Origin of the sequence: Flavobacterium tegetincola DSM 22377 (genome assembly GCF_000425485.1) — a bacterium.
Lineage (GTDB): Bacteria > Bacteroidota > Bacteroidia > Flavobacteriales > Flavobacteriaceae > Flavobacterium > Flavobacterium tegetincola.
In genome coordinates this window covers 57,540-83,786 of the sequence record NZ_AUDN01000022.1, presented here as the reverse complement: position 1 = coordinate 83,786, position 26,247 = coordinate 57,540, and the positions used below count along the sequence as shown (strand labels likewise).

33 protein-coding genes and 2 tRNA genes are annotated in these 26,247 nt (G+C 35.3%); 18 read left to right on the top strand and 17 right to left on the bottom strand.

Translation table 11 applies throughout. The annotated features are described in order from the left end of the window. On the top strand, positions 1-558 hold the full coding sequence (locus tag H602_RS0105765; protein WP_026977164.1) for a DNA-3-methyladenine glycosylase I: 558 nt from the start codon (positions 1-3) through the stop codon (positions 556-558). Here H602_RS0105765 and aat read toward each other — a convergent pair. The 3 genes from aat to H602_RS0105750 all read right to left on the bottom strand — a co-directional run bounded on the left by aat (position 545) and on the right by H602_RS0105750 (position 2,772). After that, on the bottom strand, positions 545-1,183 hold the full coding sequence (gene aat, locus H602_RS0105760) for a leucyl/phenylalanyl-tRNA--protein transferase (protein ID WP_026977163.1): 639 nt from the start codon (positions 1,181-1,183) through the stop codon (positions 545-547). The two genes, H602_RS0105765 and aat, sit on opposite strands and share 14 nt — an antisense overlap. 289 nt (positions 1,184-1,472) lie before the next feature. Beyond that, positions 1,473-1,856: a DUF3127 domain-containing protein gene (locus H602_RS0105755; protein ID WP_026977162.1), complete on the bottom strand. Its 384-nt coding sequence runs from the start codon at positions 1,854-1,856 to the stop codon at positions 1,473-1,475. 37 nt (positions 1,857-1,893) lie between these two features. After that, positions 1,894-2,772 (bottom strand): flavin reductase family protein, encoded by an 879-nt coding sequence (locus H602_RS0105750; RefSeq protein ID WP_026977161.1) that lies wholly within the window; start codon positions 2,770-2,772, stop codon positions 1,894-1,896. Between the two features lie 410 nt (positions 2,773-3,182). On the opposite strand from H602_RS0105750, the gene H602_RS0105740 reads away from it, so the two are divergent. Further along, positions 3,183-4,325 carry a sensor histidine kinase gene (locus H602_RS0105740; RefSeq protein WP_026977160.1) on the top strand — a complete coding sequence of 381 codons (1,143 nt, stop codon included), beginning with the start codon at positions 3,183-3,185 and terminating at the stop codon, positions 4,323-4,325. Positions 4,326-4,356: 31 nt separating this feature from the next. Here the strand turns inward: H602_RS0105740 and H602_RS0105735 are convergent, their stop codons facing one another. Genes H602_RS0105735 through greA form a run of 3 tightly spaced genes read right to left on the bottom strand, consistent with a single transcriptional unit; the run spans position 4,357 to position 5,722 of the window. Then, a complete protein-coding gene (locus H602_RS0105735; protein WP_026977159.1) occupies positions 4,357-4,779 on the bottom strand; it encodes a lipocalin family protein in 423 nt (140 codons plus the stop codon). Between the two features lie 60 nt (positions 4,780-4,839). After that, positions 4,840-5,229: an HIT family protein gene (locus H602_RS0105730; protein WP_026977158.1), complete on the bottom strand. Its 390-nt coding sequence runs from the start codon at positions 5,227-5,229 to the stop codon at positions 4,840-4,842. A gap of 16 nt (positions 5,230-5,245) precedes the next feature. Then, positions 5,246-5,722: a transcription elongation factor GreA gene (gene greA, locus H602_RS0105725; protein ID WP_026977157.1), complete on the bottom strand. Its 477-nt coding sequence runs from the start codon at positions 5,720-5,722 to the stop codon at positions 5,246-5,248. Between the two features lie 163 nt (positions 5,723-5,885). Here greA and H602_RS0105720 point away from each other — a divergent pair, with 163 nt between their 5' ends. Next, positions 5,886-6,320, top strand: coding sequence for a Rieske (2Fe-2S) protein (locus H602_RS0105720; protein WP_026977156.1), 435 nt, complete (start codon positions 5,886-5,888; stop codon positions 6,318-6,320). A gap of 87 nt (positions 6,321-6,407) precedes the next feature. Here the strand turns inward: H602_RS0105720 and H602_RS0105715 are convergent, their stop codons facing one another. The 4 genes from H602_RS0105715 to H602_RS0105700 form a co-directional block, all read right to left on the bottom strand. Then, on the bottom strand, positions 6,408-8,615 hold the full coding sequence (locus tag H602_RS0105715) for a TonB-dependent receptor (RefSeq protein ID WP_026977155.1): 2,208 nt from the start codon (positions 8,613-8,615) through the stop codon (positions 6,408-6,410). A gap of 235 nt (positions 8,616-8,850) precedes the next feature. Next, entirely contained in the window at positions 8,851-9,252 is a 402-nt protein-coding gene (arfB, locus tag H602_RS0105710; RefSeq protein WP_026977154.1) for an alternative ribosome rescue aminoacyl-tRNA hydrolase ArfB, read from the bottom strand. Further along, entirely contained in the window at positions 9,245-9,883 is a 639-nt protein-coding gene (gene pnuC, locus H602_RS0105705) for a nicotinamide riboside transporter PnuC (RefSeq protein WP_026977153.1), read from the bottom strand. The genes arfB and pnuC overlap by 8 nt, the downstream gene beginning before the upstream one ends. After that, entirely contained in the window at positions 9,876-10,649 is a 774-nt protein-coding gene (locus tag H602_RS0105700) for a phosphoglycerol geranylgeranyltransferase (protein WP_342663479.1), read from the bottom strand. Before H602_RS0105700 ends, pnuC begins: the two co-directional genes overlap by 8 nt. A gap of 51 nt (positions 10,650-10,700) precedes the next feature. Here H602_RS0105700 and H602_RS0105695 point away from each other — a divergent pair, with 51 nt between their 5' ends. The 3 genes from H602_RS0105695 (at position 10,701) to H602_RS0105685 (ending at position 12,043) form a co-directional block, all read left to right on the top strand. Further along, entirely contained in the window at positions 10,701-11,303 is a 603-nt protein-coding gene (locus H602_RS0105695; RefSeq protein WP_026977151.1) for a Crp/Fnr family transcriptional regulator, read from the top strand. 71 nt (positions 11,304-11,374) lie between these two features. Next, a complete protein-coding gene (locus H602_RS18225; RefSeq protein WP_245574923.1) occupies positions 11,375-11,599 on the top strand; it encodes a hypothetical protein in 225 nt (74 codons plus the stop codon). A gap of 63 nt (positions 11,600-11,662) precedes the next feature. Beyond that, complete coding sequence (locus H602_RS0105685) at positions 11,663-12,043, top strand: group III truncated hemoglobin (RefSeq protein WP_026977150.1); 381 nt, start codon at positions 11,663-11,665, stop codon at positions 12,041-12,043. On the opposite strand, the gene H602_RS0105680 is transcribed toward H602_RS0105685, so the two are convergent. Both H602_RS0105680 and H602_RS0105670 read right to left on the bottom strand, forming a co-directional pair. Next, a complete protein-coding gene (locus H602_RS0105680) occupies positions 12,044-12,676 on the bottom strand; it encodes a 4'-phosphopantetheinyl transferase family protein (RefSeq protein ID WP_026977149.1) in 633 nt (210 codons plus the stop codon). It abuts the gene before it with no gap. A 110-nt stretch (positions 12,677-12,786) separates the two neighbouring features. After that, a complete protein-coding gene (locus tag H602_RS0105670) occupies positions 12,787-13,554 on the bottom strand; it encodes an enoyl-CoA hydratase/isomerase family protein (RefSeq protein WP_026977148.1) in 768 nt (255 codons plus the stop codon). A 143-nt stretch (positions 13,555-13,697) separates the two neighbouring features. Here H602_RS0105670 and H602_RS0105665 point away from each other — a divergent pair. Then, a tRNA-Ala gene (locus H602_RS0105665) sits at positions 13,698-13,771 on the top strand. A 109-nt stretch (positions 13,772-13,880) separates the two neighbouring features. On the opposite strand, the gene H602_RS19285 is transcribed toward H602_RS0105665, so the two are convergent. The 4 genes from H602_RS19285 to mce all read right to left on the bottom strand — a co-directional run bounded on the left by H602_RS19285 (position 13,881) and on the right by mce (position 16,027). Continuing rightward, on the bottom strand, positions 13,881-14,354 hold the full coding sequence (locus tag H602_RS19285; protein WP_245574922.1) for a hypothetical protein: 474 nt from the start codon (positions 14,352-14,354) through the stop codon (positions 13,881-13,883). A gap of 311 nt (positions 14,355-14,665) precedes the next feature. Beyond that, positions 14,666-15,241 (bottom strand): helix-turn-helix domain-containing protein, encoded by a 576-nt coding sequence (locus H602_RS0105655; protein WP_026977147.1) that lies wholly within the window; start codon positions 15,239-15,241, stop codon positions 14,666-14,668. Positions 15,242-15,452: 211 nt separating this feature from the next. Continuing rightward, positions 15,453-15,526: transfer RNA gene (locus H602_RS0105650), tRNA-Ile, on the bottom strand. Between the two features lie 96 nt (positions 15,527-15,622). Next, positions 15,623-16,027 (bottom strand): methylmalonyl-CoA epimerase, encoded by a 405-nt coding sequence (gene mce, locus H602_RS0105645; protein WP_026977146.1) that lies wholly within the window; start codon positions 16,025-16,027, stop codon positions 15,623-15,625. Between the two features lie 240 nt (positions 16,028-16,267). Between mce and ahcY the strand changes: the two genes are divergently transcribed. Both ahcY and H602_RS0105625 read left to right on the top strand, forming a co-directional pair. Beyond that, positions 16,268-17,584, top strand: a complete 1,317-nt coding sequence (ahcY, locus tag H602_RS0105640; protein WP_026977145.1) for an adenosylhomocysteinase — start codon at positions 16,268-16,270, stop codon at positions 17,582-17,584. Between the two features lie 357 nt (positions 17,585-17,941). Further along, on the top strand, positions 17,942-18,142 hold the full coding sequence (locus tag H602_RS0105625; RefSeq protein WP_026704702.1) for a cold-shock protein: 201 nt from the start codon (positions 17,942-17,944) through the stop codon (positions 18,140-18,142). 245 nt (positions 18,143-18,387) lie between these two features. On the opposite strand, the gene H602_RS0105620 is transcribed toward H602_RS0105625, so the two are convergent. Further along, complete coding sequence (locus H602_RS0105620; RefSeq protein ID WP_026977144.1) at positions 18,388-19,341, bottom strand: calcium/sodium antiporter; 954 nt, start codon at positions 19,339-19,341, stop codon at positions 18,388-18,390. A 248-nt stretch (positions 19,342-19,589) separates the two neighbouring features. On the opposite strand from H602_RS0105620, the gene H602_RS0105615 reads away from it, so the two are divergent. The 9 genes from H602_RS0105615 to bioA all read left to right on the top strand — a co-directional run bounded on the left by H602_RS0105615 (position 19,590) and on the right by bioA (position 26,241). Continuing rightward, complete coding sequence (locus H602_RS0105615; protein WP_026977143.1) at positions 19,590-20,735, top strand: aminotransferase class I/II-fold pyridoxal phosphate-dependent enzyme; 1,146 nt, start codon at positions 19,590-19,592, stop codon at positions 20,733-20,735. Positions 20,736-20,748: 13 nt separating this feature from the next. Next, a complete protein-coding gene (locus H602_RS0105610) occupies positions 20,749-21,156 on the top strand; it encodes a putative signal transducing protein (RefSeq protein ID WP_026977142.1) in 408 nt (135 codons plus the stop codon). Between the two features lie 174 nt (positions 21,157-21,330). Further along, positions 21,331-21,525 carry a hypothetical protein gene (locus H602_RS19830; protein ID WP_157504929.1) on the top strand — a complete coding sequence of 65 codons (195 nt, stop codon included), beginning with the start codon at positions 21,331-21,333 and terminating at the stop codon, positions 21,523-21,525. A 52-nt stretch (positions 21,526-21,577) separates the two neighbouring features. Then, entirely contained in the window at positions 21,578-22,441 is an 864-nt protein-coding gene (locus H602_RS0105605) for a TraB/GumN family protein (RefSeq protein WP_026977141.1), read from the top strand. 7 nt (positions 22,442-22,448) lie between these two features. Next, the gene (locus tag H602_RS0105600; protein WP_026977140.1) at positions 22,449-22,952 is read left to right on the top strand and encodes an RNA polymerase sigma factor; all 504 of its coding nucleotides are present in this window, start codon (positions 22,449-22,451) and stop codon (positions 22,950-22,952) included. Next, positions 22,942-23,556, top strand: coding sequence for a hypothetical protein (locus H602_RS0105595; protein WP_026977139.1), 615 nt, complete (start codon positions 22,942-22,944; stop codon positions 23,554-23,556). Before H602_RS0105600 ends, H602_RS0105595 begins: the two co-directional genes overlap by 11 nt. 113 nt (positions 23,557-23,669) lie before the next feature. Beyond that, the gene (bioD, locus tag H602_RS0105590) at positions 23,670-24,287 is read left to right on the top strand and encodes a dethiobiotin synthase (protein WP_026977138.1); all 618 of its coding nucleotides are present in this window, start codon (positions 23,670-23,672) and stop codon (positions 24,285-24,287) included. A gap of 39 nt (positions 24,288-24,326) precedes the next feature. Further along, positions 24,327-24,914 (top strand): Uma2 family endonuclease, encoded by a 588-nt coding sequence (locus H602_RS0105585; RefSeq protein WP_026977137.1) that lies wholly within the window; start codon positions 24,327-24,329, stop codon positions 24,912-24,914. A 55-nt stretch (positions 24,915-24,969) separates the two neighbouring features. Beyond that, positions 24,970-26,241 carry an adenosylmethionine--8-amino-7-oxononanoate transaminase gene (gene bioA / locus H602_RS0105580; RefSeq protein WP_026977136.1) on the top strand — a complete coding sequence of 424 codons (1,272 nt, stop codon included), beginning with the start codon at positions 24,970-24,972 and terminating at the stop codon, positions 26,239-26,241. Positions 26,242-26,247 lie beyond the last annotated feature (6 nt).

The window sequence follows — 26,247 nt, the reverse complement described above, 5'->3', positions numbered from 1 at the left end:
ATGAAAACACGTTGCTCTTGGTGTGAAAAAGACGATTTGTACCGCAAATACCACGACGAAGAATGGGGCATTCCTGTTTATGACGATGCCAAATTATTCGAATTTTTAATTCTAGAAACGTTTCAAGCCGGATTGAGTTGGCATACGATTTTAAAGAAAAGAGAACATTTCCGCAGCGCCTTTAATAATTTCGATTACAAGATAATCGCCCATTATTCGGAAGAGAAAATTCAGGAATTAATGCTAGATGCAGGTATTATTAGAAACCAATTAAAGATTCGTTCGGCGGTTTCTAATGCGCAAGCGTTTATGAAAGTGCAGGAGGAGTTTGGCAGTTTTTCAAAATACATTTGGAATTTTGTAGATGGAAAACCTATAGATAATAAACCTAAAATACACACAGACATTCCTGCTACTACTCCACTTTCGGATACTATTAGTAAAGATTTAAAAAAACGCGGGTTTAAGTTTGTAGGTTCAACGGTTATCTATGCTCAAATGCAAGCCACAGGAATGGTTAATGATCATGTTGAAGATTGTTGGACTAGGCTTCCGTAAGAAAATCCATAAAATCACTTCTCTTTATTTCTCGCGCACCTAAACTTTCCAAATGATCATTGTGCACTTGGCAATCAATCAACTTATATTTTCTGGTATTTAGGTTTTCCACCAAAGTGATAAAAGCTACTTTTGACGCATTAGAAACTTTAGAAAACATGCTTTCGCCACAAAACACATGCCCTAAATCAATTCCGTATAAACCACCAACAAGTTCATCGTTTTGCCAAACCTCAACGGATTTTGCATAACCGAGTTCGTGTAATTTTACATAGGCTTCAATCATATCCTCCGAAATCCAAGTACCTTGCTGTCCATTTCTACTGATTTGGCTGCAATTGGAAATAACGGCACGGAAATCTTTATTGAATGTAACTTTGAAAATTTCCTTTCGCAAAATATTTCGCATACTTTTAGAAACTTTCAATTCATCGGGAAATAAAACCATTCGCTCTTTTGGTGACCACCATAAAATTGGTTCGTCACTATCAAACCACGGGAAGATGCCACTACGGTAAGCCAACATCAGTCGTTCCGGTGATAAATCTCCGCCTACGGCAAGAATTCCGTGCTTATCGGCTTCGGATACATCGGGAAAGAATAGTTCTTTTAATAAAAAATACATGAGAAAGTATTAAGATGGAAGTATCAAGAATTAAGATTGAGGATGTATTAAGACCAAAGTATCAAGTATTAAAACTTTAGAGTTATGAGAATAAAAAAAAATGCTAATTAGGTTGGAGACCACTAACAAAATTAAAACAAAAGCAAAAGCCATTTTAAATATTATAAAAACATTTAAAATGACTTCAAATCTCATTTTTCCAAGTCTTAGTACTTAATACTAAAATCTTAATTCCTAAAAACCTTGTAGCTCAAGTCTTAATACTTAATTCTCTATACTTAATACCTTCCTAGAATGGCAAATCGTCGTGATCTTCTTCTTTAAACGTCGCTGCTGGTTCAAAAGCTGCGGCAGCTGGCATTGGAGGTGCTTGACCTTGTGGTGCAGAAGCTCCATCTTGTACTTTTCCAATTCTCCATCCTTGGATCGTGTTAAAATAAACCGTTTCTCCTTGTGGATTGGTCCATTCTCTACCTCTTAAGTTGATGTCTACTTTTACGTTGTCTCCTACTTTGTAAGCGTCTAATAAATCGCATTTGTCTTGTACAAATTGTACTGAAATATGCTGAGGATATTGTTCATCCGTAGTCACTACAATGTCTCTTTTTCTAAATCCTGATGAACCCACTTCTTTAGTTTGCTCTACCATTTTCACTCTTCCTGTAACTTCCATATCCTTTATTTATTGTGGTTGCCTTTAGCGAACCTGTTTATACTCTTTTGGCTAATAATAATTTCCAAGCATTTTCAACTTGCTCGTTGTCAAGATACTCTTTAGCTTTTTGATGCACGCTTTCTTCATCATCAGAACTCAAAACGGCTTTTACTTCAAAACTATTTTCTACAAATATATTAATTTCTTCCTTTGTTGGCAACATTTCTACGTTTCCTAACATCCCTAAATCATTACCTGAAAAGACAGGACTTTTTTTAATGAAATCAGGTATTTTATCCACACCAATTCCCAATGTTGACAAAGGTTTTGGCACTTCAAATAATCCTTTATTGGCACGCGAATACCAATTGCCACCCATTCTAGAAACTAAATCTATTTTATATTGGTCGATTGCTCCGTTTTTATCCAAAACATCTTCGCTGATGTGCAATTTTATTACTTCGCAAATTACCAAATTTCCAGCACCACCTTCGGTTCCTAAACTGATAATTTCATTTACTTTACATTCAAACTGAACAGGCGATTCCTTCACTCGAAATGGTCGTACCAAATCCGACTCCAGCATTGTCAATCCCGCTTTAGTAAACTCATTTATACCATCACCATACTCTGTACTTGCGAGCGAAACTTGCTGCACAATATCATAATTCACCACGCTAATTACAACCTCGCGAGTCGCTTCCACATTAAGCAAAGTATGTTTTACCGTATTATTTCTCACTCTTCGCGCGGGCGAAAAAATCAAAATTGGCGGATTAGAACTAAACACATTAAAGAAACTAAAAGGCGACAAATTTGGATTACCATCTGCATCCACGGTACTTGCTAATGCAATGGGACGCGGGCCAACCGAACTTTGCAAATAAGCCTGCAACTGTACACCCGAAATTTCATGTGGTTCAATACTAATCATGGTCCTATAAATTTTTTACAAAGATAATTTTTTGGAACGAATCTTTCGGCATTGTCAATCCGAATTTTCGGAATCTTATCCACTTTCCTGCCGTCGGGCATCGTATTTTATTTAAAAAAAAATAAAAGGATAGTTGCCCACGTTTGGGTTAATCAGATTTTCTTAATCTTTTCAGGATCTTGGGTTGCCTGTTGTGGAGCTTTATGAAAAAAATAAAATCGCAGCGTTAGGACTTTTTTTTTGCGTGAGGGATTTGAGTGGAGCTCTTAATTGCTTTTGGAAAAGCAATTAAAGCGGGAACGGAAGCCCGACCCGACTTTTTCTGGAGGGTCACGCCCAAATGAACATCAGGTTATTTAAATGCAATCTTTTTTTCTCAACCTTTTTTATTACTTTTAAAAAAAATTTACATGCAGTTTTCAGATCAAGCTAATAAAACGCGGTGGATTATCATTGCAGCCTCTTTTGTCATTGTGACCTTAATTTTGTGGAATACGTATGATTTTTTTCAGGTTTTCAAATCTGAAGAACGTCAAAAAATGGAAATCCTTGCCGAAAGCGTTCGAAAAATTAATAAGTCGGACCTGACCACAGACGACTTGGCATTGGAATTATCCATCATTAGTAGTAATAAAACGATTCCGTTTATACTTACCGACGACAAAGGTGCTATTGTAAACAATTCAAATATAGATCCTGCAATTAGCGAAAATCCCGATCAATTAAAGTATTTATTAAAGCAGTTCAAGAAGGAAAATGAGACGATCTTTATAGAAGATTCCTCGCAATATTTGTACTATGGAAACTCGTCTTTATTGACCAAATTAAAATATTATCCATTGGCACTGGTTTTGATCATTGTTTTGTTTGGCTTTATCGTTTACAATTTCTACAGAAGTACTAAAATAGGAACGCAGAACAAGCTTTGGGCAGGAATGGCAAAGGAAACGGCCCATCAAATTGGAACGCCGTTGTCTTCCTTAATCGGTTGGGTGGAAATTATGAAAGCCGATAACGTAGATGAAACTACGGTTACTGAAATTGAAAAAGACATCCAAAGGCTGCAAACCATTACCGACCGGTTTTCTAAAATTGGATCTGAACCTGTTTTAGAACGCATCAATATTGTTAAAGAAACGGAAGATTCTTTATTTTATCTCAAAGCACGTTTTTCAAAGCAAGTTAATTTTTCATTTACTGGTCCTGATTATCCCGTTTTAATGAGTTTAAATCCCGGATTACACAGTTGGACGATAGAAAACTTAGTAAAAAATGCGATTGATGCAATGAAGGGCAAAGGCGATTTAAAGGTAAATGTAATTGACGACAATAAATACATCCGAATTCGAGTTTTGGATACAGGAAAAGGCATTCCGAAAAAAGATTTTAAGCGTATTTTTGAACCTGGTTTTACTACTAAGAAAAGAGGTTGGGGTTTAGGACTTTCCTTGACTAAGAGAATTGCAGAGGAATATCACGATGGAGACATTAAGGTTTTATCCTCCGAGTTGGGAAAAGGAACGTGTATACAAATGAGTTTTAAGATTTCATAAAAAAAGAGAAACTTTCGTTTCTCTTTTTTATTTAATTACTTGATAAAAGTAATGTAATAGTTTCGGTTTTCCCATCTTCATTATAATCTTCTTGAGTAGTTACTTGAAGTTGTGTATCAGTTAATTTTTTTATTTTTGCGTTAGTAATTGAACCGTCTTGGTTTGTAGCTATGGTTTTGCCATCTAAAACCCAACTACCAACTTCTACAAATTCTTGACAATCTTCATTGAAGTAGCTCGTTGCAAAAACTCCTCCTGTTTTAAACATAATATACTCTCTACCACATTCTGGATAGTCAGAATCAGCAGGTATTGTTTGTCCCAGTACTTTAATACTTACTGCATACCACTTCTTGTCAGTAAATTTGGAGGCATCAATTGAACTACCATTATCATCGCTTGAGCAAGAAGCCAAGACTAAAAATCCTAAAGCTAAAGTAAAAATTTTTTTCATCTATTTGTTTATTATATTGGATGCAATAATATTAAAAAAAAACATAAAAAAAACCCCTACCTATAGGGATTTTTGAATTTTTTCTACAAGGTCTTCAAACTCTTCTTTTTCCAATTTTACTTTATTGCTAAAACGCATTTCGTCCATCTCATTCAACGGAATTAAATGTACGTGCACATGAGGAACTTCAAGACCAACAACTGCCATTCCCACTCTTTTGCAATCAATTGCTTTTTCTAGCGCAATGGCAATTTTTCTGGAAAACTGCATTAATTCAAGATATAAATCTTCATCCATATCAAAAATCTTATTGATTTCTTGCTTTGGAATGCACAGTGTATGTCCTTTTGCATTTGGATTTACATCCAAAAATGCTAAAAATTTATCGTTTTCTGCAATTTTGTAAGCAGGAATTTCGCCGTTGATTATTTTGGTAAAAATAGAACTCATAGTACTTTTGTTTAAATTAATCGCGTGAAATTTCTAAGATATCAAATTTTAAAGTTCCGTTTGGGACTGTAATTTCTGCTACTTCGCCCACAGATTTTCCAAGTAATCCTCTTCCAATTGGAGAAGTTACTGATATCTTTCCGGTTTTTAAATCGGCTTCACTTTCGGCAACTAATGTATAATTCATTTCCATGCCATTGGTTTGGTTCTTGATTTTTACTTTGGACAAAACCAACACTTTTGATGTATCCAGTTGCGACTCATCAATAAGTCTAGCATTTGAATATACCTCTTCCATTTTGGCAATACGCATTTCCAACATTCCTTGTGCTTCCTTGGCCGCATCGTATTCTGCATTTTCAGACAAGTCGCCTTTATCGCGTGCTTCTGCTATATCCGCGGAAGCTTTGGGACGCATCACACTTTTTAAATACTCTAACTCTTCCTTCAATTTTTTCAGGCCTTCAGCTGTATAATAGGATATATTACTCATAATTTCGTTATTTATATAAATAGAAAAAATCCCATCGGAACGGGATTTCTTTTCACAAAGATACTTTTTTTATTTTAGTGTAAATTTAATATGCTAAATCATATATAATTCAAAGTTAATTAAATTAAATTTGTTTCAAAGTATTAAACAGAAAACTTTTGCTATGAAAAAACTAATTGTATTGATCACCTTCACATTACTGTCTTTAAGCTGTTCCAGCGACTCCGTTCGCTATAAAAACCCTTTTATTCCGGACTATGCCTTTTCAATAACCATTGATGCCAATTTGCCTTCTTACAGCAAGTTGCTTTCTGCTGTTAATCCGCTCTACATCTTTGACGGTACCTCAGGAGCAAATGGTATTATTGTAATGAAAATTTCTGACACGGATTATCGGGCTTGGGAAGCCAATTGTCCCAATCAATACATCTCAGCTTGCTCAAGAATGCTTATAAACGGCTTAAATGCAAAATGTCCGTGTGACGATATTGAGTACAACTTGTTCAATGGAGTCGGACTTAACGGCGAAGGAGAATACACCATGAAACCTTATCGTGTGGATATTTTAGCAAAGAATGTAATTCGGGTTTCTAATTAAATCCTCCAAAGCCCATCCAATCCCAATAGGAATCGGGATTGGATGGGAATTTGAAATAAGGAGGTCTTAATTTATAATATTGAAGTTTTAAAAAAGTAACGTTATTCCCGCCAAGAAATTAATTCCAGCTTGTGGATAATAACCCGCTCCTTCAACAGTAGAAATACTTCCAGGATTGATACCTTCATCATCAAACGTGTAGAAATACCCATTGCTTTCATACTTGTAGTCAAAGATATTATTCAATAATCCAGTCACTATAATTGATTTGAACACTGATTTTGGTTTAATTTCATAGGAGACACTCAAGTCATTTACCGCATAGCTTTCTAATTTTGAATTTTTGGAATCTATATTTCCCATATATTGATCGCCAACAAATTTAGATAATAATGAAATTTGCATGTTTTTGATAGGCAGAAATGTCACGGCATGTGCTGCAATTAAATTCGGCGAAAACGCAATATCGGTATCGCCTAAATTCTGCAAAACGCCGTCTCTTTCAAATACAAAATCTTGATTTTTATTAGAACTAATCGTCATATTTGGTCTCAAAATCCACTTGTCTGATAAAGCAATTACAGCATCTACTTCAAAACCTAAACGATAACTTTTGCCCGAATTAGTTCGTAATGGTGCTCCAACATCGTTCAAACCTCCCGTTAATACGAGTTGATCCTGGTATTTCATCCAATAGGCATTGATGTTTATTTTTGCTTTTGCTGCATTGTAACGCCATCCCAACTCAAAGTCATTCATCTTTTCAGGCTTTGGATTTCCTCCTTCGTAATCATTACGGTTTGGCTCCCGATTTGCGCGAGCATAAGAAAAGTAGATGTTGTTATATTCATTAACTGTATACGTAATTCCCGCTTTGGGATTGAAAAAATCAAACGTATCGTCCACTAAACCCGTTTCGGCTCCGTTTGCGGTGTAACTTACATTTCTGTACTGCATGTCTCCAAAAAGATTCCATTTTGATGTCAATGCGTAATTTAATTTTGCAAAAACATTCAAATCGTTTTTGGTAGAAAAATCGTTGTAAAACTCATAATTATTTTCCGAAAGAATTACACTTCTCGTCCACAATACATTTCCCGAATGCTTCCCTTCATAACGGTTATAGCCTCCACCAACAATAAAGTCTACTTTTTCTTTCTTGTAATTCAATGAAAAAGTGGTCCCGTAGAAATCATTGTCCAACCATTTTCTTCTGATTAAATCTGTTTTAGTAATGGTATCTCCATTAATGATTTGAGGTTCCAAGCCATAGTCCACTAATTTCTGTTTCTTCTTATAGTTTTCGTAATATCCCAAACCTTTCGTATAATGCAACGCAAAATTAGAACTCCAAGCGTCGCTCCATCTTTGATTCCAGTGCAATTGATAATGGTCTTGGTTGTAATTATCTGTTTCATTATCGTAGAAACGCAACTTTCCATCATCGTCAATGTATTCTCCGGAAGTATTGTAAGTTCGGTCGTTTTCAAGTTTGTCCAAATCTTCAATTCCGTTCCAAGATTGGTACGTTTTTTCAGTTCCACCAAAAACCAAAGCTTTGATTAAGGTATTGTTCTTTAGAAAAGTTCCTTGTAAAAAATAGGATTTCAAGTCAGATTCTGCTCGATCAATGAAACCGTCAGAGTGAATGTTTGACAAACGTCCCGCCAATTCAAAATGATTGTTCATCAATCCCGTTCCAAATTTTACCGTATGTTTTCTGGAATTAAAACTTCCAAAAGAATTGGATATTTCTCCTGAAGATTCTTGATTTACAGCATCCGTCAGTAAATTTAGGCTTGCGCCAAAAGCTCCCGCTCCATTTGTTGAAGTTCCAACACCACGTTGCAATTGAACATTCTCAACAGACGAAACAAAATCGGGCATGTTGACCCAAAATGTACCTTGACTTTCAGAATCATTGTATGGAATTCCATTTACGGTAACATTGACGCGACTCGCATCACTTCCTCGAACGCGAATTCCGGTATAACCAAAACCATTTCCCGCATCCGAAGTGGTTACTACGGAAGGTAGAAAATTCAGCAACATGGGAATGTCTTGCCCCAAATTCCGCTCACGTAATTCTTTTTTGGATAGATTGCTAAAAGGCATTGGTGTTTTGTCACTTGCTCGAACGGCTCTTACCATGACCTCATCCAATTCATTGACTTTCGTGGAATCTTGAGGAACATTTTGTGCAAAAGAGCACATAGAAAATAGCGACAGACTGTAGAAAAACAAGCGCTGTTTAGAAAAAGGTTTGTGTAAACCTGCAAATAATAAAGTTTTCATTCGTAAAATAGATTACGAATAAAAGGGGTAATTATTCAATTGTTAATAAAATGGTGTTGGATTTTCTCGACAAAAAACTAATGTATACTTTAGCCTTTCATCTTTTCCCTAAACAGCATTACCTGTTCTAGGTTCCACGGGTATAATCTCAGCCATTACAGCACCCCTTTGAGACGGGGTAAAAGTAGTACAAAGTTATATGAAAAGCTAATGGAGATTTTAGCAAAAAATTATTCTAAAAATCAGGTCTCTTCCTATTCTTCTTCGTTTCAGAAATACTCTTTTTGTCTTTCAACCTTTTTCTAATTACCGATTTAGGAATTTTGGTAGCTTTTCTAATTTTTTCAATATGCAAACTTTGAGTAATTAAATCAAAAAAACGCTTGGTTACAATAGCTTTGTTTTTAAACTGACTTCGGTCTTCGTCACAATTTAAAATGAGAATATTTTCTTTAGTCAAACGTGTAGAAAGTTTGGAAAGCACCAATGGTTTTTCGTCTTCAAACAAACCTTTAGAATTTTCAACGTCAAAATTCAACACTACTTTTGATGAAACTTTATTCACGTTCTGACCTCCGGCTCCGCTGCTTCGGACCGCTTTAAAAGTGACTTCTGATAAAATTTGTTCTTTATCCATTGGTTCTTCTCTCGTTTTGTTCTCTTTCGTTAATAATTTTATTCCACTCGATGTACGCCATTACTGCGAGAACAGTAAATATAAGAAATTGCAAAGATAAAATACCTAAACCGCGGTAACCATACAGTGGAATGGAAATTAGATCGCCAATGATCCACAGTGTCCAATTCTCAATTTTCTTGATTGCCATGAACCACATTCCGGTAAAAAAGATTCCCGAAGTAACCATATCAATATAATTTTCTTCCAAAATTGGTCGATCAAAGAATTTATAGACGCCATACATCACCACAATTGTCACAAAAAACAATACAAGTCCAATAATTTTTTGCCTATTATTCGTTCTACTAATTTGATACACCGAAACATCATTTTTTGTCCTGGACCAATTGAACCATCCATAAATACTCATAATCGTGAAATAGGCATTGATCGTCATGTCGGCAAAATAGCCTGCTTTGTACAGCAAATACACCGTTAAAATTGTGGCCACTAAACCTGTCGGATACACCAAAATGTTCTCTTTTTTTGCATACCAGACGCTGGCAATTCCAAAAATAAAAACGATAATCTCAATTATTATATCGGCTCTAGGTGTATTTTTATACGGTTCTAAAAAAAACTCAATCATGTGAAATTTGATTAAAAAATTCTATATTAACTTCAAATGCAGTTCCAATAACCACCATTGTGGCTCCATTTTGATACGCCAAATCCAATGCTTTTTTAGTTCTAATTCCACCGCCAACAATGACTGGAATTGCAACCGATTTTGCAACTTTCTGAATCATTTCTTCTGGGACAGATTGAATTGCCCCACTTCCTGCTTCGAGATAAATTAATTTATTCCCCATTAATTCGCCGGCTTGAGCAGTGGCAACCGCTTCAGTACTATCGTGTCGCGATATCGGATTGGTTTTACTCACTACTTCAACAGCCGTTTTTCCGCCACTTTCAATTAATAGGTATGCCGTGGGAATGACTTCAAAATTCATTTTTTTTAATACGGGAGCCGCTTTCACTTGATGACCGATTAGATAATCTGGATTGCGACCGGACAGTAAGTTCAAAAATAAAATTCCGTCTGCATTTTCTACAATTTGTGAAGGATGACCGGGAAAAAGAATAATCGGTAATTGGATAAGCTTTTTAATTTCTTCAATAAGCTGTTCAATAGCTTCAGAAAAAACGAGGCTGCCGCCAATAAAAATATGCGTAGCTGGCGATAGATTGATCTTTTCAGCCAGTTGTTTTATTTCATAGAAATCAATTTTATCTGGATCCAATAATATAGCCAACAAACGTTTTTTGTTTACAAAAGCAGTTACGATTTCTGAATAAATTTTGGTCGTATTTACATTCATTTCAAGCAAAACTAACGGTTTTTTTTGAATCAAAATTCAAATTTTAAAAGATTTATCTTTGTGAAGGTTGAAATAAAAAATGCGATGATACAAAAGGAACTTTTAGAACAATACGGAGCTGTTGAAAAACAATATGAAAAGTCAGATGTGATTTTTGAAGTCAACACTCATGCGCATTATTATTACCAAATCATTTCAGGTGAAGTAAAAATGAACAATTACAATGAGGAAGGAAAGGAATTCATTCAAGGTTTTTTTAAGACGGGCGAAAGTTTTGGCGAGCCGCCATTATTTGTAGACCGACTGTATCCTGCCAATGCCATTGCTACCGAGAATGCTGTTATTCTAACTATCAAAAAAGAACTGTTTAAAAAACTTCTATTAGAAAACCCTGCGGAATCCCTCTCTATCATTGAAAATCTTGCTCAAAGATTGCATTACAAGGCGGTAATGTCTGCCGAAATTGCTTCGGAAGATCCGGAACATCGCGTATTGCAATTCATTGATTATGCCATCAAACACTTTAATTTAAATAAAGACACAAATGGCTACCTCGTAGATTTTACCCGACAACAAATTGGCGACTTGACGGGACTTCGCGTAGAAACCGTCATTCGTACCATTAAATCTTTAGAAAAAAAGCGCTTGCTAAAAATCATAAATAGAAAAGTGTATCGAGAAATGTAGCATTGTGATTCAAGTCATAAATGAAAAGCGGCATGTGTAGTTAAATTTGTAATCAAATAAATTTAACTGCTATGAAATTATATGATAATGCTTTAAAAAGTTTTGAATACAACTTTTTTGCCTACGCTACATTAGCCATTATTGGACAAAGTTGTCTAGGTTCTGCTGCTGCAATGTACACACTTTCGCACGGAACTAGTCCGATACAAATGATCCAACTCTCCTTAATTGTTTTGATTTGCATGAGTGTAAATACCTCAATTTTTGCACAATTATCGGCACGTATAATTTTTTAATTTGGTAATTGCGAGTGTGGTGTCAAGTGTTTTCTTTATCATTGTCAATGCTATAATTATACAATGAAAAACATCGAAAACCGCGAGGACGTTGCTTTACTGGTGCACTCCTTCTATGCAAAAATCAGAACCGATACCGAAATTGGGCCTTTCTTTAACGACGTGATTAAAGATTGGGACGAACACCTCGAAAAGCTCACCAATTTCTGGGAAATGAACCTTTTTGGAGGAAGAAATTACAGCGGAAATCCAATTGAAGCACACATAGAAGTCGACCGAAATTCAGGTGGCGTTATTTCTACGCATGAATTTGGCATATGGCTCAACTATTGGTTTGCTACTATTGACGAACTTTTTGAAGGCGAAAATGCGGATACGCTGAAACGTCGTGCTCGGAAAATGAGTACGATGTTGTTTTTAAATATGTTTAATAGTCGGAGGTAATTACTTCTCAAAAGCAACCACAACAATATAATTTTCCACAATTTCAAATTGAACTTTAAACTCTTTTACTTGATTCTCAAATGTTAAAATGGCACTGGTTTTTCCATCCGCCATTTCAAACGGGAAAACAGAAATATGCTCTTTAAAGCTGATTCCAACTTGGTTTTCAATCTTAAAAACAGACTCTTTCACGCCCCATATTACAGTGCTTTTTTGGATAAAATCGAGTTCTTTCTCTTTTGGAAGGAAGTCGTATTCCGTATCCATGTATTTTTCGGCAATCGTGATGATTTTTTCGCGTTGCATTTCAAGGTCGATTCCTGCAACTTGCTGACTGATGATCAGAGCTGAAAACTCAAAGGAATGTGTGATCGAAATCAATTTTCCATCTATTAGGTTGGGCTTGCCCGTTTCGTCGTAAAATAAATCTGCGTCAGAATAACCGGCTTCTTGAAGGAGTTTTCGAACCGAGAGAAATCCTTTTTGGTGCGACAACGATTTCATGTTATTGACTCGAACCAAACTGATGTCTTTTAAATAGACTTCGTCAAATAAATCTTCGAAGGATTCCGTGATTTGCCAGATGTAGACTTGAGCGCTCTGACCGATGTTGAATTTTTTATATAATGGCATACGTTACGTGATTTTTAGCCCGGATGGAAACGGCATCCTTTTTTTAGATTTTGCCGCGCAAAAATCTAAAAAAAGATACAGTGGACAGCCGGATTAGCTCCTAATAAAAATTATTTTTTGAATTGCGACAATGCGTTTTTGGTAAATTCAGACAACACTAATGTCCCAGAAATTGCCGCTCTTTCGTAAAGTAGCGCATCCCAATTGGACGTGTTTTCCCACAACACTCTTTTCATGTCGGAAAGTGCATCTGGATTATAATGGGCTAATTTTTGGGCTAAAAAATCCACTTCCTTGTCTAAGTCTGCAACAGTTTCGTAGACTTTGGCGTACAATCCTTTCTCCTTTGCCCAATACGCATTTTGCCATTCGTGACCTGCAATGGTTAATTCGGCTAGCGCGGCAATTCCCATTTTTCGTTCTACAGCGGGTGCAATAACGAAAGGCCCGATACCAATAGTCAATTCTGAAAGCTTGATGGATGCGGCTTCTGTGGCAAAAGCATAATCGCAAGCTGCTGCTAAACCAACTCCGCCACCCACGGCTTTTCCTTGAATGCGACCGATAATTAATTGCGAACATTTTCGCATGGCATTGATGACATTGGCAAAGCCAGAAAAGAATTTTTCTCCTTTTTCTAGATCGTCAATTTGAAGTAATTCGTCAAAAGAAGCTCCGGCACAAAATGCTTTTTCGCCACCACTTTTTAAAATAATTACAGAAACTTCTTTATTAACAGAGATTTTATTGAGTTCGTCTGTTAAACGTTGCAATAATTCACTTGGAAATGAATTACTTGCGGGATGCGAAAATTCAATTGTTGCAACTTTATTTTCAATTTGTGTATATAGTGAACCGTGTTCTTGCGTAGCAATCATAGCTTAAAATTTTTATGTAAAATTATGAAATTTAGCTTAAATAAGGCTTGTTCTTTGGAAAAATGGTTGGCAGAGCATTGATTGAATTAAAAATAAAAAGTATTTTTTTAATACACCAAATAAACTATATTTGTTTGCGAATTGGGGATGTAGCTCAGTTGGCTAGAGTGCTTGACTGGCAGTCAAGAGGTCGTGGGTTCGAGCCCCATCTTCTCCACAAAAACCTTGTAAATTTATTTTTGCAAGGTTTTTTTTTGCAATGCAATTTACTGTCAAACAAAAAAACCTTCATTTCTGAAGGTTTTATATTTTTTGGGATGTATTCTTTATTTAGGTAATGGAGCTCCTACTGCAATTTCGCAAAGGTGTCCTGCTTGCCCGTGTGGTGGATTCATTCCTGGTTTTGTAGCCGTTGTTCCAGAAGCCATGTCTACAGGTGTTATTGACGCTTGTCCTTGTGGTGTTGGTGTCATAGTTGGCGCTGGTGCAGTTGGCATTGCTCCTTTTGGAGAACTTAAAGGCGCTCCAACAGCGATGTCGCAACGGTGGTTAGGCTGTCCATGTGGTGGATTCATTCCTGCAGCGGTAGTTACGCCTTGGTTTTGAACCGGATTTGGCGCTTGTACATTTTGTTGGTTGGGGTTCTGAACTTCAAAACTTTGTTCTATATTTTGCGGTTCAGTTCCAACAGTATTTTGATCAAGTACTGGAGTCTCTGAGTTTGCTTGAGGTTCTAAATCTTTTTTGCAAGAAGTAAAAAGGACTGCAGCTAAAAAAGCGCTGGCAAGTATCGGTTTCATATTCATATTAAACGATTTTATTTTTAATAGCTTCAAATATAACGGTTAATAATTGCTATAAAAAAAGATTAACAAAAAAATCGTATAAAAAAAGACTGAATGAACAGTCTTTTTAAAATTTATACTCCGCTTCCGCATTTACAATTTTCGCCACAAGCACAATTATTGCAGTGGCAGTTTGGATTGCTACATCCGTTTTTAGTATCTTTCATAATTAAATATTTAAGGATTATTCGTTTTACAAAGATAAAGGACCGTTGCCGTCTTCATTTTATGTAAATAGAAGCAAAACGTATATAATTTTTGGATTTTTAAATTGAGTCCCTAGTTTTTCGAGTGCTATTTTTTGATTTTTTGAATGTAGAAGGTGTCATTTCAGTGACTTTCTTAAACTGAGCCGATAAATGGTGTACACTGCTAAAGCCTGTTTGAAATGCAATTTCTGTAAAAGTAAGTTGTCTAAAAAGTATTAAAGCTTTTACTTTTTCAATTCTTTGATTGATGAAAAACTGCTCGATGGTCTTACCTTCAGTGTTAGAAAAAAAATCGCTTAAGTAACTGTAATCATAAGGCAGTTTAGAAGTTATAAATGTAGAAAGTGAATCCTTCTGTACCTTTGTTTCTATTTCTAAATACTGAAGTATACTTTTCTTTATATCTTCAATCAATTTAGATCCTCTTGTCGTAATTAATTCAAACCCTAATTTTAATAGTTCCTTCTCAATTGATTTTGACTCCTCAATACTTAAATCATTTTCAGTAATTACTTCGCCAAGAACAATTTCCGCAGTGGGAATATTGAGTTGATTAAAAATTTGCTGGACTGCAAAAATGCAACGGTCACAAACCATGTTTTTAATCAATATCTTTCGGGCATGTAATTTCATGTAATGTTTTTTAACGATTGAACTGATTCAGAACTACAATTCTTTGTAATTAATACGAATGCTAAAGTTATCAAATTCAAGATTAAAGCACGAATACACTTTAGATATTTTAACAATTTAAAAGCACAAATAACTAATAATCAACTGTGTAAAAAAAATAGCACATAAAAAAAAACCGTAATCATCACATTGATAATTACGGTTTTAAAAGTGGTCCCACTTGGAATCGAACCAAGCACCTACTGATTATGAGTCAGTTGCTCTAACCGAATGAGCTATAGGACCAAACTTGCGGTTGCAATATTACGGCTATTTTCGGTTTGGTGCAACTATTTTTTTATAAAAAAAATGAATTTTTACAAGTACAGAAAGACGTTAGAACTACTCTTTAATTTCTTGACACAATTCAATTAAAACACCGTTTGTACCTTTTGGATGAAGAAATGCAACTAGTTTATTATCAGCACCTTTTTTAGGAATTGGATTCAAAACGGTAAAGCCTTCTTCTTGTAGCCGTGCTATTTCAGAAACAATATCTTCCACATCAAATGCGATATGATGAATGCCTTCACCTTTTTTTTCTAAAAATTTTGCAATCGGACTTTCTGGATTGGTTGCTTCTAAAAGTTCAATTTTATTTGGTCCATTCATAAAAAAAGAAGTTTTTACGCCTTCACTTGCAACTTCTTCAAATTTATAAGGTGCTGCGCCAAAAAGCTTCTCAAATAATGCATTGGAAACTTCTAAATCCTTCACGGCAATCCCGATATGTTCTATTTTTCTCATACTATAAGTTTACAGCAAAGTTCGCAAAGATTTTTTAAATCGAACTAAAACATTTAAAAGATGCAAAAACTTTTGAATAAAATGAACCGTCCGAAACTTTAAAACACTCATTTTTACTCTAAATCGTTCTGAATGTTAGGCTTATAATACTAAACAATTCATAAATCAATGCGGAAATACGGTTCTCTAAAAGTTATTTTGTAAATTTGCATCAAAATTAGATAATCTTAAATTAGATACATGAGTACAACAACAATGCCTTTTGTGGCTTTTAAAGTAAAAGATATTTCTCTTGCAGCATGGGGAAGAAAAGAAATTGAATTAGCAGAAGCGGAAATGCCAGGTTTAATGGCACTTCGTTCAGAATATAAAAATGAACAACCATTAAAAGGTGCTCGTATTGCAGGATGTTTGCACATGACGATTCAAACGGCTGTTTTAATTGAAACATTAATTGCTCTTGGTGCAGAAGTGACTTGGAGTTCTTGTAACATTTTCTCTACACAAGATCAAGCTGCCGCTGCAATTGCTGCTGCTGGAATTCAAGTGTACGCTTGGAAAGGCCTAAACGAAGAAGATTTTGACTGGTGTATTGAACAAACGTTATTCTTTGGCGAAGACCGTCAACCATTAAACATGATCCTTGATGATGGTGGAGATTTAACCAATATGGTTATTGACCGTTACCCACATTTAGTTGAAGGAATTAAAGGTTTATCTGAAGAAACTACAACAGGAGTTCACAGATTATACGAGAGAGTAAAAGCGGGAACATTGCCAATGCCGGCCATCAACGTAAACGATTCGGTTACTAAATCTAAATTTGATAACAAATACGGTTGTAAAGAATCTGCAGTTGATGCAGTTCGACGTGCAACAGACATTATGTTAGCTGGAAAAAGAGTTGTTGTTTGTGGATACGGTGACGTAGGAAAAGGAACAGCTGCTTCATTTAGAGGTGCTGGATCTATTGTTACAGTTACAGAGATTGATCCAATTTGTGCTTTGCAAGCTGCAATGGACGGTTTTGAAGTTAAAAAATTAAACACTGTTGTTGGAAATGCTGATATCATCATCACAACTACGGGAAATAAAGATATCGTTCTTGGTACACACTTTGAGCAAATGAAAGACAAAACGATCGTTTGTAACATTGGACACTTTGATAATGAAATTGCAGTAGCTTGGTTGAACACAAACCACGGAGCTTCTAAAGTTGAAATTAAACCACAAGTTGACAAATACACGATCAATGGTAAAGACATCATCCTATTGGCTGAAGGTCGTTTGGTAAACCTTGGTTGTGCTACAGGTCACCCAAGTTTTGTTATGAGTAATTCATTTACAAACCAAACTTTGGCACAAATTGAATTATGGAAAAACAGTGCATCTTACAACAATGATGTATACATGTTGCCAAAACATTTAGATGAGAAAGTAGCAATGCTTCACTTGGCTAAATTAGGTGTTGAATTGGAGACATTACGTGACGACCAAGCTGCGTATATTGGTGTTGAAGTTCAAGGTCCATTTAAACCAGAATATTACAGATATTAGTATTAAGACTTAAGAATTAAGTATTAAGACAGTGGAATAAAGATTAAAACCCTTGCTGAATCGAGTTTTCGATAGCAAGGGTTTTTTTTTGTGCCAAAATAATAAGAGTGTTTTGCAGCAAATTTCGAGATACAATCTTGCTGAATGCATTCATTTTTTATTGTACTTATAAATACAAACTCTTCCTTTTTTGGTTTTGAAAACAAAAAAAATAGTGGTCAACGTGCCGAAATTGCCTTGAAAAGCCACCTGATTTATTTTTTTTGCAAAATATTTTGTAAATTTTTAACATAACGTGTTGGTTGTATGATATTAAAGTTTACATTTGTGGCATTATTAATTATTTTTATTATTACAATGCGTACAGGTACAGTTAAATTTTTCAATGAGTCTAAAGGTTACGGATTCATTACAGACGAAGAAACAGGAAAAGACATTTTCGTTCATGCATCAGGAATTAGAGCGGAAGAACTTCGCGAAGGTGACCGTGTATCTTACGAAGAAGAAGAAGGAAGAAAAGGTAAAGTTGCTGCTCAAGTAGTAGCTCTTGAAGACTAAAAATATATAGATTATTTTTATTACCTCGAAGGAGTAAAAAGCGTTTCAGAAATGAAGCGCTTTTTTTATGGGCGATTGCCAGTTGTAAAAGTGACTTTTTCTCCATTCTGATTGTTATTAATGCAAGAAGTTTTTTAGCAGCAAACTTTAAGTCAACCTTTATTTAACCTCATAAATGCAAACTGATGCTTAAAACCGTTACCTCTATCCTAGCAGTGGATCACAATTTAACTTGAATACATTCTTTACAGCTCTTTACTAACCAAATAGCCCGTGTAAATCAAGTAGAACCCTAAAAGTATAATTCCGTGCCACCTACTGATTTTATTTGATTTGCTTAAAATTAAAGCTCCAAGAACAAAAATTGTTCCTCCAATCAATATGTATATATCCTGATTGAAAACGGAATCAAACGCAATTGGATTGATCATCGTACTCACAGGAATTACAAGAAGTACGTTAAAAACATTGGATCCAATTACGTTTCCAATTGCAATGTCGCTGTTCTTTTTCATAGCGGCAATTACCGAAGTTACTAATTCTGGTAGAGATGTTCCTACAGCAATGATGGTCAAACCAATTATTTTCTGACTCACACCTAATTCTGTGGCAACCAAAATAGCATTATCCACTACTAACTTTCCACCTAAAATTAATCCTGCAAAACCAAGAATAATCAAACCAAAAATAGCATTATTTGATTTTGGAATATAATCTATGTGTTCAGGTATCTCATTTTTCATCTGCTTAAAAATGTAATATAAAAACCCTCCAAAAAGCAGCAACATCACCAATGCGTCCCAACGGGAAATTTCTGAATTAGCACCAACGTAAAAATTATTGGCCAGTAATAAAAATACAATTGCAACAAGAAGTGAAATTGGAATCTCGCCCTTAATCGTGGATTTTTGGACGGCAATAGGATACACCAATGCAGCAATTCCCAGAATAATAAAAAGGTTAAAATTATTACTGCCAATGATATTTCCTAATACAATATCTGAAAAACCATCTGCAGAGGCAACCGAATTTACCACCAATTCAGGTGCCGAAGTTCCAAATGCTACAATAGTTAATCCGATGACCAAATCAGAAACGCCAAATTTTTTAGCTAATGATGAAGCTCCATTGACCAACCAATTTGCCCCATAAATTAAAGCAACAAAACCAACAATTATTAAAATCAGGGATAGTATCATTTGAATTCAGTTTTATGCATTACTAGATTGTAGTAATGAATTTTAGTGCAATTTTTATGCAAATTTGAATAAAATAAAATTAATAAACGATTTTTCAAATCAAAACTCTACAATAATCAATGACATTGGTTTTTAAAGATTTTAAGACACTTGAATTATTAATTTTATTTACAATATATTAGTCTCTAAAACTTTCTATCTTGAGCGAAATTTCGTCAATCTTCCTACTTTTTTCCTAAATTTACCACATGAAATTTCCCAAACGATTAGCGGACAAATTAGACAAAAGAATTTCCAACAATGCACTGCGTCAATTGGGATCTGACACTAATTTAATAGATTTTGCATCAAATGATTATCTGGGTTTTGCACAATCAAAAGCCATTTTTGAGGAAGTTCACACTCTATTAACTGTAAAAAATCTGCAGCAAAATGGCGCCACAGGCTCTCGACTGCTCACAGGAAATCATAATTTATACACAGAGACAGAGCATAAAATCGCTGCTTTTCATGATGCTGAAAACGCGTTATTGTTTAATTCTGGCTATGATGCCAATATTGGATTCTTTAGTGCTGTACCGCAAAAAGGCGATTGCATTTTATATGACGAGTTGATTCATGCTTCCATTCGGGACGGTATTCAACTATCGAACGCATACTCCTATAAGTTCAAGCACAACGACGACGAGGATTTGGAACGTTTGATTTTAAAAGCCAAATCAAATCCCGAAACCACAATTTACGTAGTTACAGAATCTGTTTTTTCAATGGACGGCGATACACCTCCTATTGAAGAAATCGCGAGTCTTTGTAAAAAACACGATGCGTACTTCATTGTTGACGAAGCCCATGCTTTAGGCGTCTTTGGCGAACAAGGCGAAGGATTAGTACAAATGTTGCACTTGCAAAAACTTATTTTTGCACGAATAATCACTTTTGGAAAAGGTCTAGGATGTCATGGAGCTGTAATTTTAGGAAGCGATGCATTGAAATCCTATTTGATAAATTTCGCTCGAAGTTTGATTTACACCACTGGACTTTCACCACATGCAGTAGCTACCATTCAAGTCGCGTATCAACATTTGGTACAAAACATTGAAGCTCGAGAAAAACTGCGGTATAACATCACTATTTTCAATCAGCAAAAACAGTTATTGGGTTTAAAACCATTATTTGTTAGAAGTAAGTCCTCAATTCAATGTGCGGTAATTCCTGGAAATGAAAATGCAAAAAATACCGCTTTTCAGTTGCAAAGTCAAGGTTTTAATGTAAAAGCCATTTTATCGCCCACGGTTCCTGAAGGCCAAGAACGCTTGCGAATTTGTTTGCACAGTTTTAATTCCGAAAAAGAAATCACACAATTATTAGGATTGCTTTGTTCACATCTATTTTAGAAAACAAAAAAACATGGAAGAAAAAATTTTCAATAAAGTGGGTGAATTTCAATATTCAAGCGAGGCGTTTATTTACAAAGCAAAGCTGGAATCGGAAGGCGTAGCCGTTTTTGTGCGTGACAATCACACCATCGATTCTGACCCTTTTTTAAGCAATGCAATTGGCGGGGTAAAGCTGTTTGTTAAAGCCGAAGACTATGAAAAAGCAGTGAAAATCTTTTCTGAAATCAGTAAATTTTCAGTGGATGATGAGGGAAAATTAATCAAATGTCCAAATTGTGGTACCGAAAAAGCCCAATTACTTACCACTGTAAAAAATTTTAAATCCTTATTTTCATTTTTGTTTTCATTTCTAGTAATGGCTTTACCAATCTACAATAAGTATAATTACAAATGTGAAAACTGTAATTTTGAGTTTTAAATTCAAATTCTTGAAAAAATAGAGAAGTCACAAAACCTTATAAACAGTGCGAATATCTGGGTCATTCGCTGCAATCGCGTTTTAAATTTAGATACTTTTAAATAAATTTATGTTTTTTTGTAACGTTTGAATAGTTTGTCTACTTACGAGAGGTAATCAAAAATTCAAACTATTATGAAACCAACATCTATTTTGTCAAAAGGAACAATCTTCCATTATGTATTTCTTTCACTTGCCACTTTAGGACTCAGTTTTTCCCTCATCAATTATTTTATATCAGGCAAACCCAATACAGCATTGTTAATCATAATGACGTGTTTATTTGTAGCGTCTCTTGCCGCTTGGTTTCGAACGTATTTAAGTAAATAACCACCTCAAATTTTCAATAATCCTATTCATTCCAATTTTAAAAACCAATATCATGAAACATTTATTCAAATTAGCTTTAACTGTCATTACTCTTTTTTACAGTATTAATCATCAAGCTCAAACGAAATCAACAGCATTAGAAAACACACTCTTGTGGGAAATTTCGGGCAATGGATTAACGAGTCCTTCCTATGTGTATGGAACTATTCACATGATTTGTGCTACCGATTATTTTTTATCAGAAAAGGTCAAAAATGCATTCCAATCCTCAAAAAAATTAGTTTTAGAAATTGACATGACCGACCCAACTGAATTAGCTGCGATGCAAAGTATGATGGCGGCAAAAGAGCCTTTAGACAAAGCACTTAACGCAAAGCAATTTTCGAAATTAGACGAAATTTTAAAAAAAACAGAAGGACTTTCAATCGAGCAACTCAATTCCTATAGTTTATCAGCAGTAATGAGTATCTTGTCTATGAAAAGTTTTGGGTGTGCTGATTTAAAATTTTATGAAATGGAATTTGTAGCCGATGCTAAAAAACGAAATATGGAAATTGCTGGATTGGAAAAAATTAAGTCCCAACTTTCCACCATAGAAAAAGCATACACTACTGATGAAATGCTGAGCATGCTAGCAGAATTAAGCATTGCAGAAACAACTGCTTCGGTAAATTTCTATAAAGAGGAAAATATAGAAATGCTTTATTCGCAAATGATTGACGAAAAATTAATGAACAAGAAAACCAAATATGAAATGCTTGACAAACGCAATAGAGAATGGGTTACCAAATTGCCCACGCTAATGCAAAAAGAATCATGTTTCATCGCTGTTGGTGCCGCACATTTAGCAGGAGAAAACGGCGTATTGCATTTATTAAAAAAAGCAGGTTATAGAGTACGTCCATTATTGAACTAGTAGTGTTTTGAAAGAAAAAGAGCAAGAATTTTTAAGCCGCATCGAGAAGCATAAAGGAATTTTGTATAAAGTTTCCAAGATGTATATGGACACTATTGCCGATCAGCAAGATTTGTTTCAAGAAATCATCTGTCAACTTTGGAAATCGTACGAATCGTTCCGTAATGAAAGTCAGTTTTCAACCTGGATGTATCGTGTGGCGATAAATACGGCAATTGTTTTCTTAAAAAAAGACAAAAGGAAAGTGGACAAATACGAAATTGCCTCTGATAATATTAAGGAGGAAGAAGGCGACTCCCATATAAAAGAAGATCAGATACAGCATTTCTATAAAGCAGTGCAGCAATTAGAGAAAATTGACAAAGCAATTATATTCTATCAACTCGAAGGTTTTTCTCATAAAGAAATAGGAGCAAATCTAGGAATTTCAGAAGGTAACGCCCGCGTAAAATTAAATAGAGCAAAAGAAAAATTAAAAGAAATTATAAAAAATCAAGGTTATGGATTTTAACGATATACAAAATGCGTGGAACAATGAAAAAACAGAGAATGTCATTGTCCCTGCAGATTTAAAAAAAATACAATCGGCCAATACACCATTAGATGCCATCAAAAAAAACTTAAAAAAGGAGTTTTGGTATCAAATTCTTTCAATTGTGTTCATGGGATTTATACCGCTGCTGTATCATTTTTCACCACAAACCACTGTTTTATATTACTTATTATTTAGCCTTTTTACAGCAGTTTGTGCCTACTATTTTACCAAGTTTTACTTCTTTTACAAAAGATTGAATGCGATAGCACTCAAAACAAAAGACAGTTTATACGAAACCTATTTTGACATTAGGCTCAATATGGAACTCTATAAAACATTTGGATTTGCCTTGACGCCATTCATGATTTTGTTTTTAATTGGATTTTTATACGCTGAATTTTCTAAAACTCCAGGGTTTCAAATAAATGAATTTTCCAATTCACAAATCATAGGTTTATTCTCAATTGTAATTTTCTGCATGCTTTTTATGGGAATCGCATTAGAATGGTGGGTCAATTCGTTCTACGGAAAACATGCCAAAGAAATCAGGTCCGTTTTGGATGAATTAAGAGAAGAATAACCAACTTTTTTGCTACGTCTTCTTTATTTTTGCAGTCGTAACACTATGGCAAATTTAATTTCAACTGCAGTAGTTAAGGAAAACTTACAATAGAAAACCGTTAAAAAAAAGACATGAAAATATTCGTTACAGGAATTTCCACCGACGTTGGAAAAACAATAGTTTCCGCCATCATCACTCAAGCACTAAAAGCCGATTACTGGAAACCCATTCAAGCGGGTGATTTGGAACACTCTGACACACATAAAATCAAGTCCTACGTTTCAAATTCGAAAACCAAATTTTTTGAAAATAGTTACGCGCTAAATACGCCGGCAAGTCCACATTATGCTGCAGAACTGGATGGCATTACCATTGACATCAAGAAAATCACCGAACCAGAAACAAAAAACAATTTGGTTATAGAAGGCGCTGGAGGCATTTTTGTACCTGTAAACACTACGGAAACTATTATTGATTTAATTCAACCCGACTATAAAGTGATTGTAGTTTCTCGTCATTATTTGGGAAGCATCAACCACACTTTATTGACCATTGAAGCATTGCAAAACAGAAACATTCCTGTCGCTGGAATCATTTTCAACGGCGAAGAAAACAAGGCAACCGAATCCATTATTTTATCAAAAACTGGAATTTCTTTTATTGGGAGATTAGAACAAGAACCCTATTTTGACACCAATGTAATCAATGAATATGCAGACAATTGGAGGGAAAACCTTTTGAAGTTGTAACAAAGCTATTTTTCATTAAATTTGAATAAAAAAGAAACTATGATCAACGATATCAATCAATTAGATTTAAACAAGACCTATTCCTATGCGGATTATTTGACTTGGATGTTTCAAGAACGATTGGAATTGTATAAGGGCAAAATATTTAAAATGAGTCCTGCGCCAAGTTTATATCATCAGAAAGTAGCTGGTAACATACACGGGATTCTGTGGACTATATTTAAAAATCAATCCTGCAATCTTTTTGTAGGTCCCTTTGATGTTCGTTTGTTAGACAAGAAAAAATCTACAAGTGACAATGAAATCTATACAGTAGTTCAACCCGACTTATGTGTCGTTTGTGATGAGAATAAATTGGATTCTCGTGGTGCAATTGGAGCCCCAGATTTAATGATTGAAATTTTATCGCCCGGGAATTCCAAAAAAGAAATGACCCATAAATATGAATTGTACCAAGAAGCAGGCGTTTTAGAATATTGGCTTGTAAATCCCACTGATAAAACAATACTCATTTACGTTTTAAAAGACGGAATTTTCGTAGGCCAACAACCTTTAATTGAAGAAAGTATTATTAAAAGTCCCCTATTTCCGCAACTGGATTTTACTATTTCAGAACTATTTAATTAAGGTAAACTTATAATTTCCGACTTTCATTTCTTTTCGCTTTGATTACCTTTGCCGCATGAACATTATCGAAAAAGACCGCCAATACCTTTGGCATCCCTATACCCAACATAAAACTGCCGCTACTCCAATTGCTATTTCCCGAGGAAAAGATGCTTTACTTTGGGACGAGGACGGCAAAGAATACATTGACGCCATTGGTTCGTGGTGGGTCAATCCTTTTGGACATTCCAATACATTTGTTGCCGATGCAATTTATAAACAACTCACTACTTTAGAGCACGTCCTTTTTGGCGGTTTTACACACCAACCTGCTGTTCAAGTAGCCGAAAAACTGCTTCCGATGTTGCCTTCCAATCAGAAAAAGTTGTTTTTTTCTGACAATGGTTCAACAGCTGTGGAAGTGGCAATTAAAGTAGCTTTGCAATATTTTCATAACAAAGGAGAAAAACGCACCACGATCATTTCGTTCGAAGATGCTTTTCACGGCGACACTTTTGCCGCAATGGCAGCCAGCGGAATTTCGCTCTATACCCAAGCTTTTGAAGGCATGTTCATTGATGTCATTCGCATTCCTGTTCCCGTTCTTGGAAACGAACAAGCCAGTTTTGACGCTTTGGAAAATGCCATACAATCGAAACCTTGTGCAGCATTTATATTTGAGCCACTCGTTCAAGGAGCTGCTGGAATGGTGATGTATGCGCCAGAATCGTTGGATCAGTTGATAGAAATTTGCCACAGAAATAACGTCTTAACGATTGCCGATGAGGTAATGACGGGATTCGGAAAAACCGGTAAAAACTTTGCTTGCAATTATTTACAGCAAGAACCTGACATGATTTGTTTGTCAAAAGCATTAACCGCCGGAACCATCCCGATGGCATTGACTACGTTTACCCAAGAATTATTTGACGCATTTTACGACGACGATATCAATAAAGCCTTGTTTCACGGACATACGTTTACGGCAAATCCAACCGGTTGTGCCGCAGCTTTAGCCAGTATGAAATTACTGGAACAACCCGAAATGCAAGCAAACATCAGTAGAGTCAATAGCAAGCATTTGGCCTTTCAAGAAAAGATTAAAAACCATCCAAGAGTTGTAACAACAAGGGTTTTAGGCGTAATATTTGCCGTGCAAATCAAATCCGAAACCAATGAAAGTTATTACGGAACCATGCGAAACAAACTCTACAATTTCTTCATCGACAAAGGCGTTATTTTGCGTCCCGTTGGAAATATTGTCTACATTTTACCGCCGTACATCATCACCGATGAACAATTGCTAAAAGTGTATGCCACCATTGAAGAAGCCATCGAAATAGTTTAATTTTGG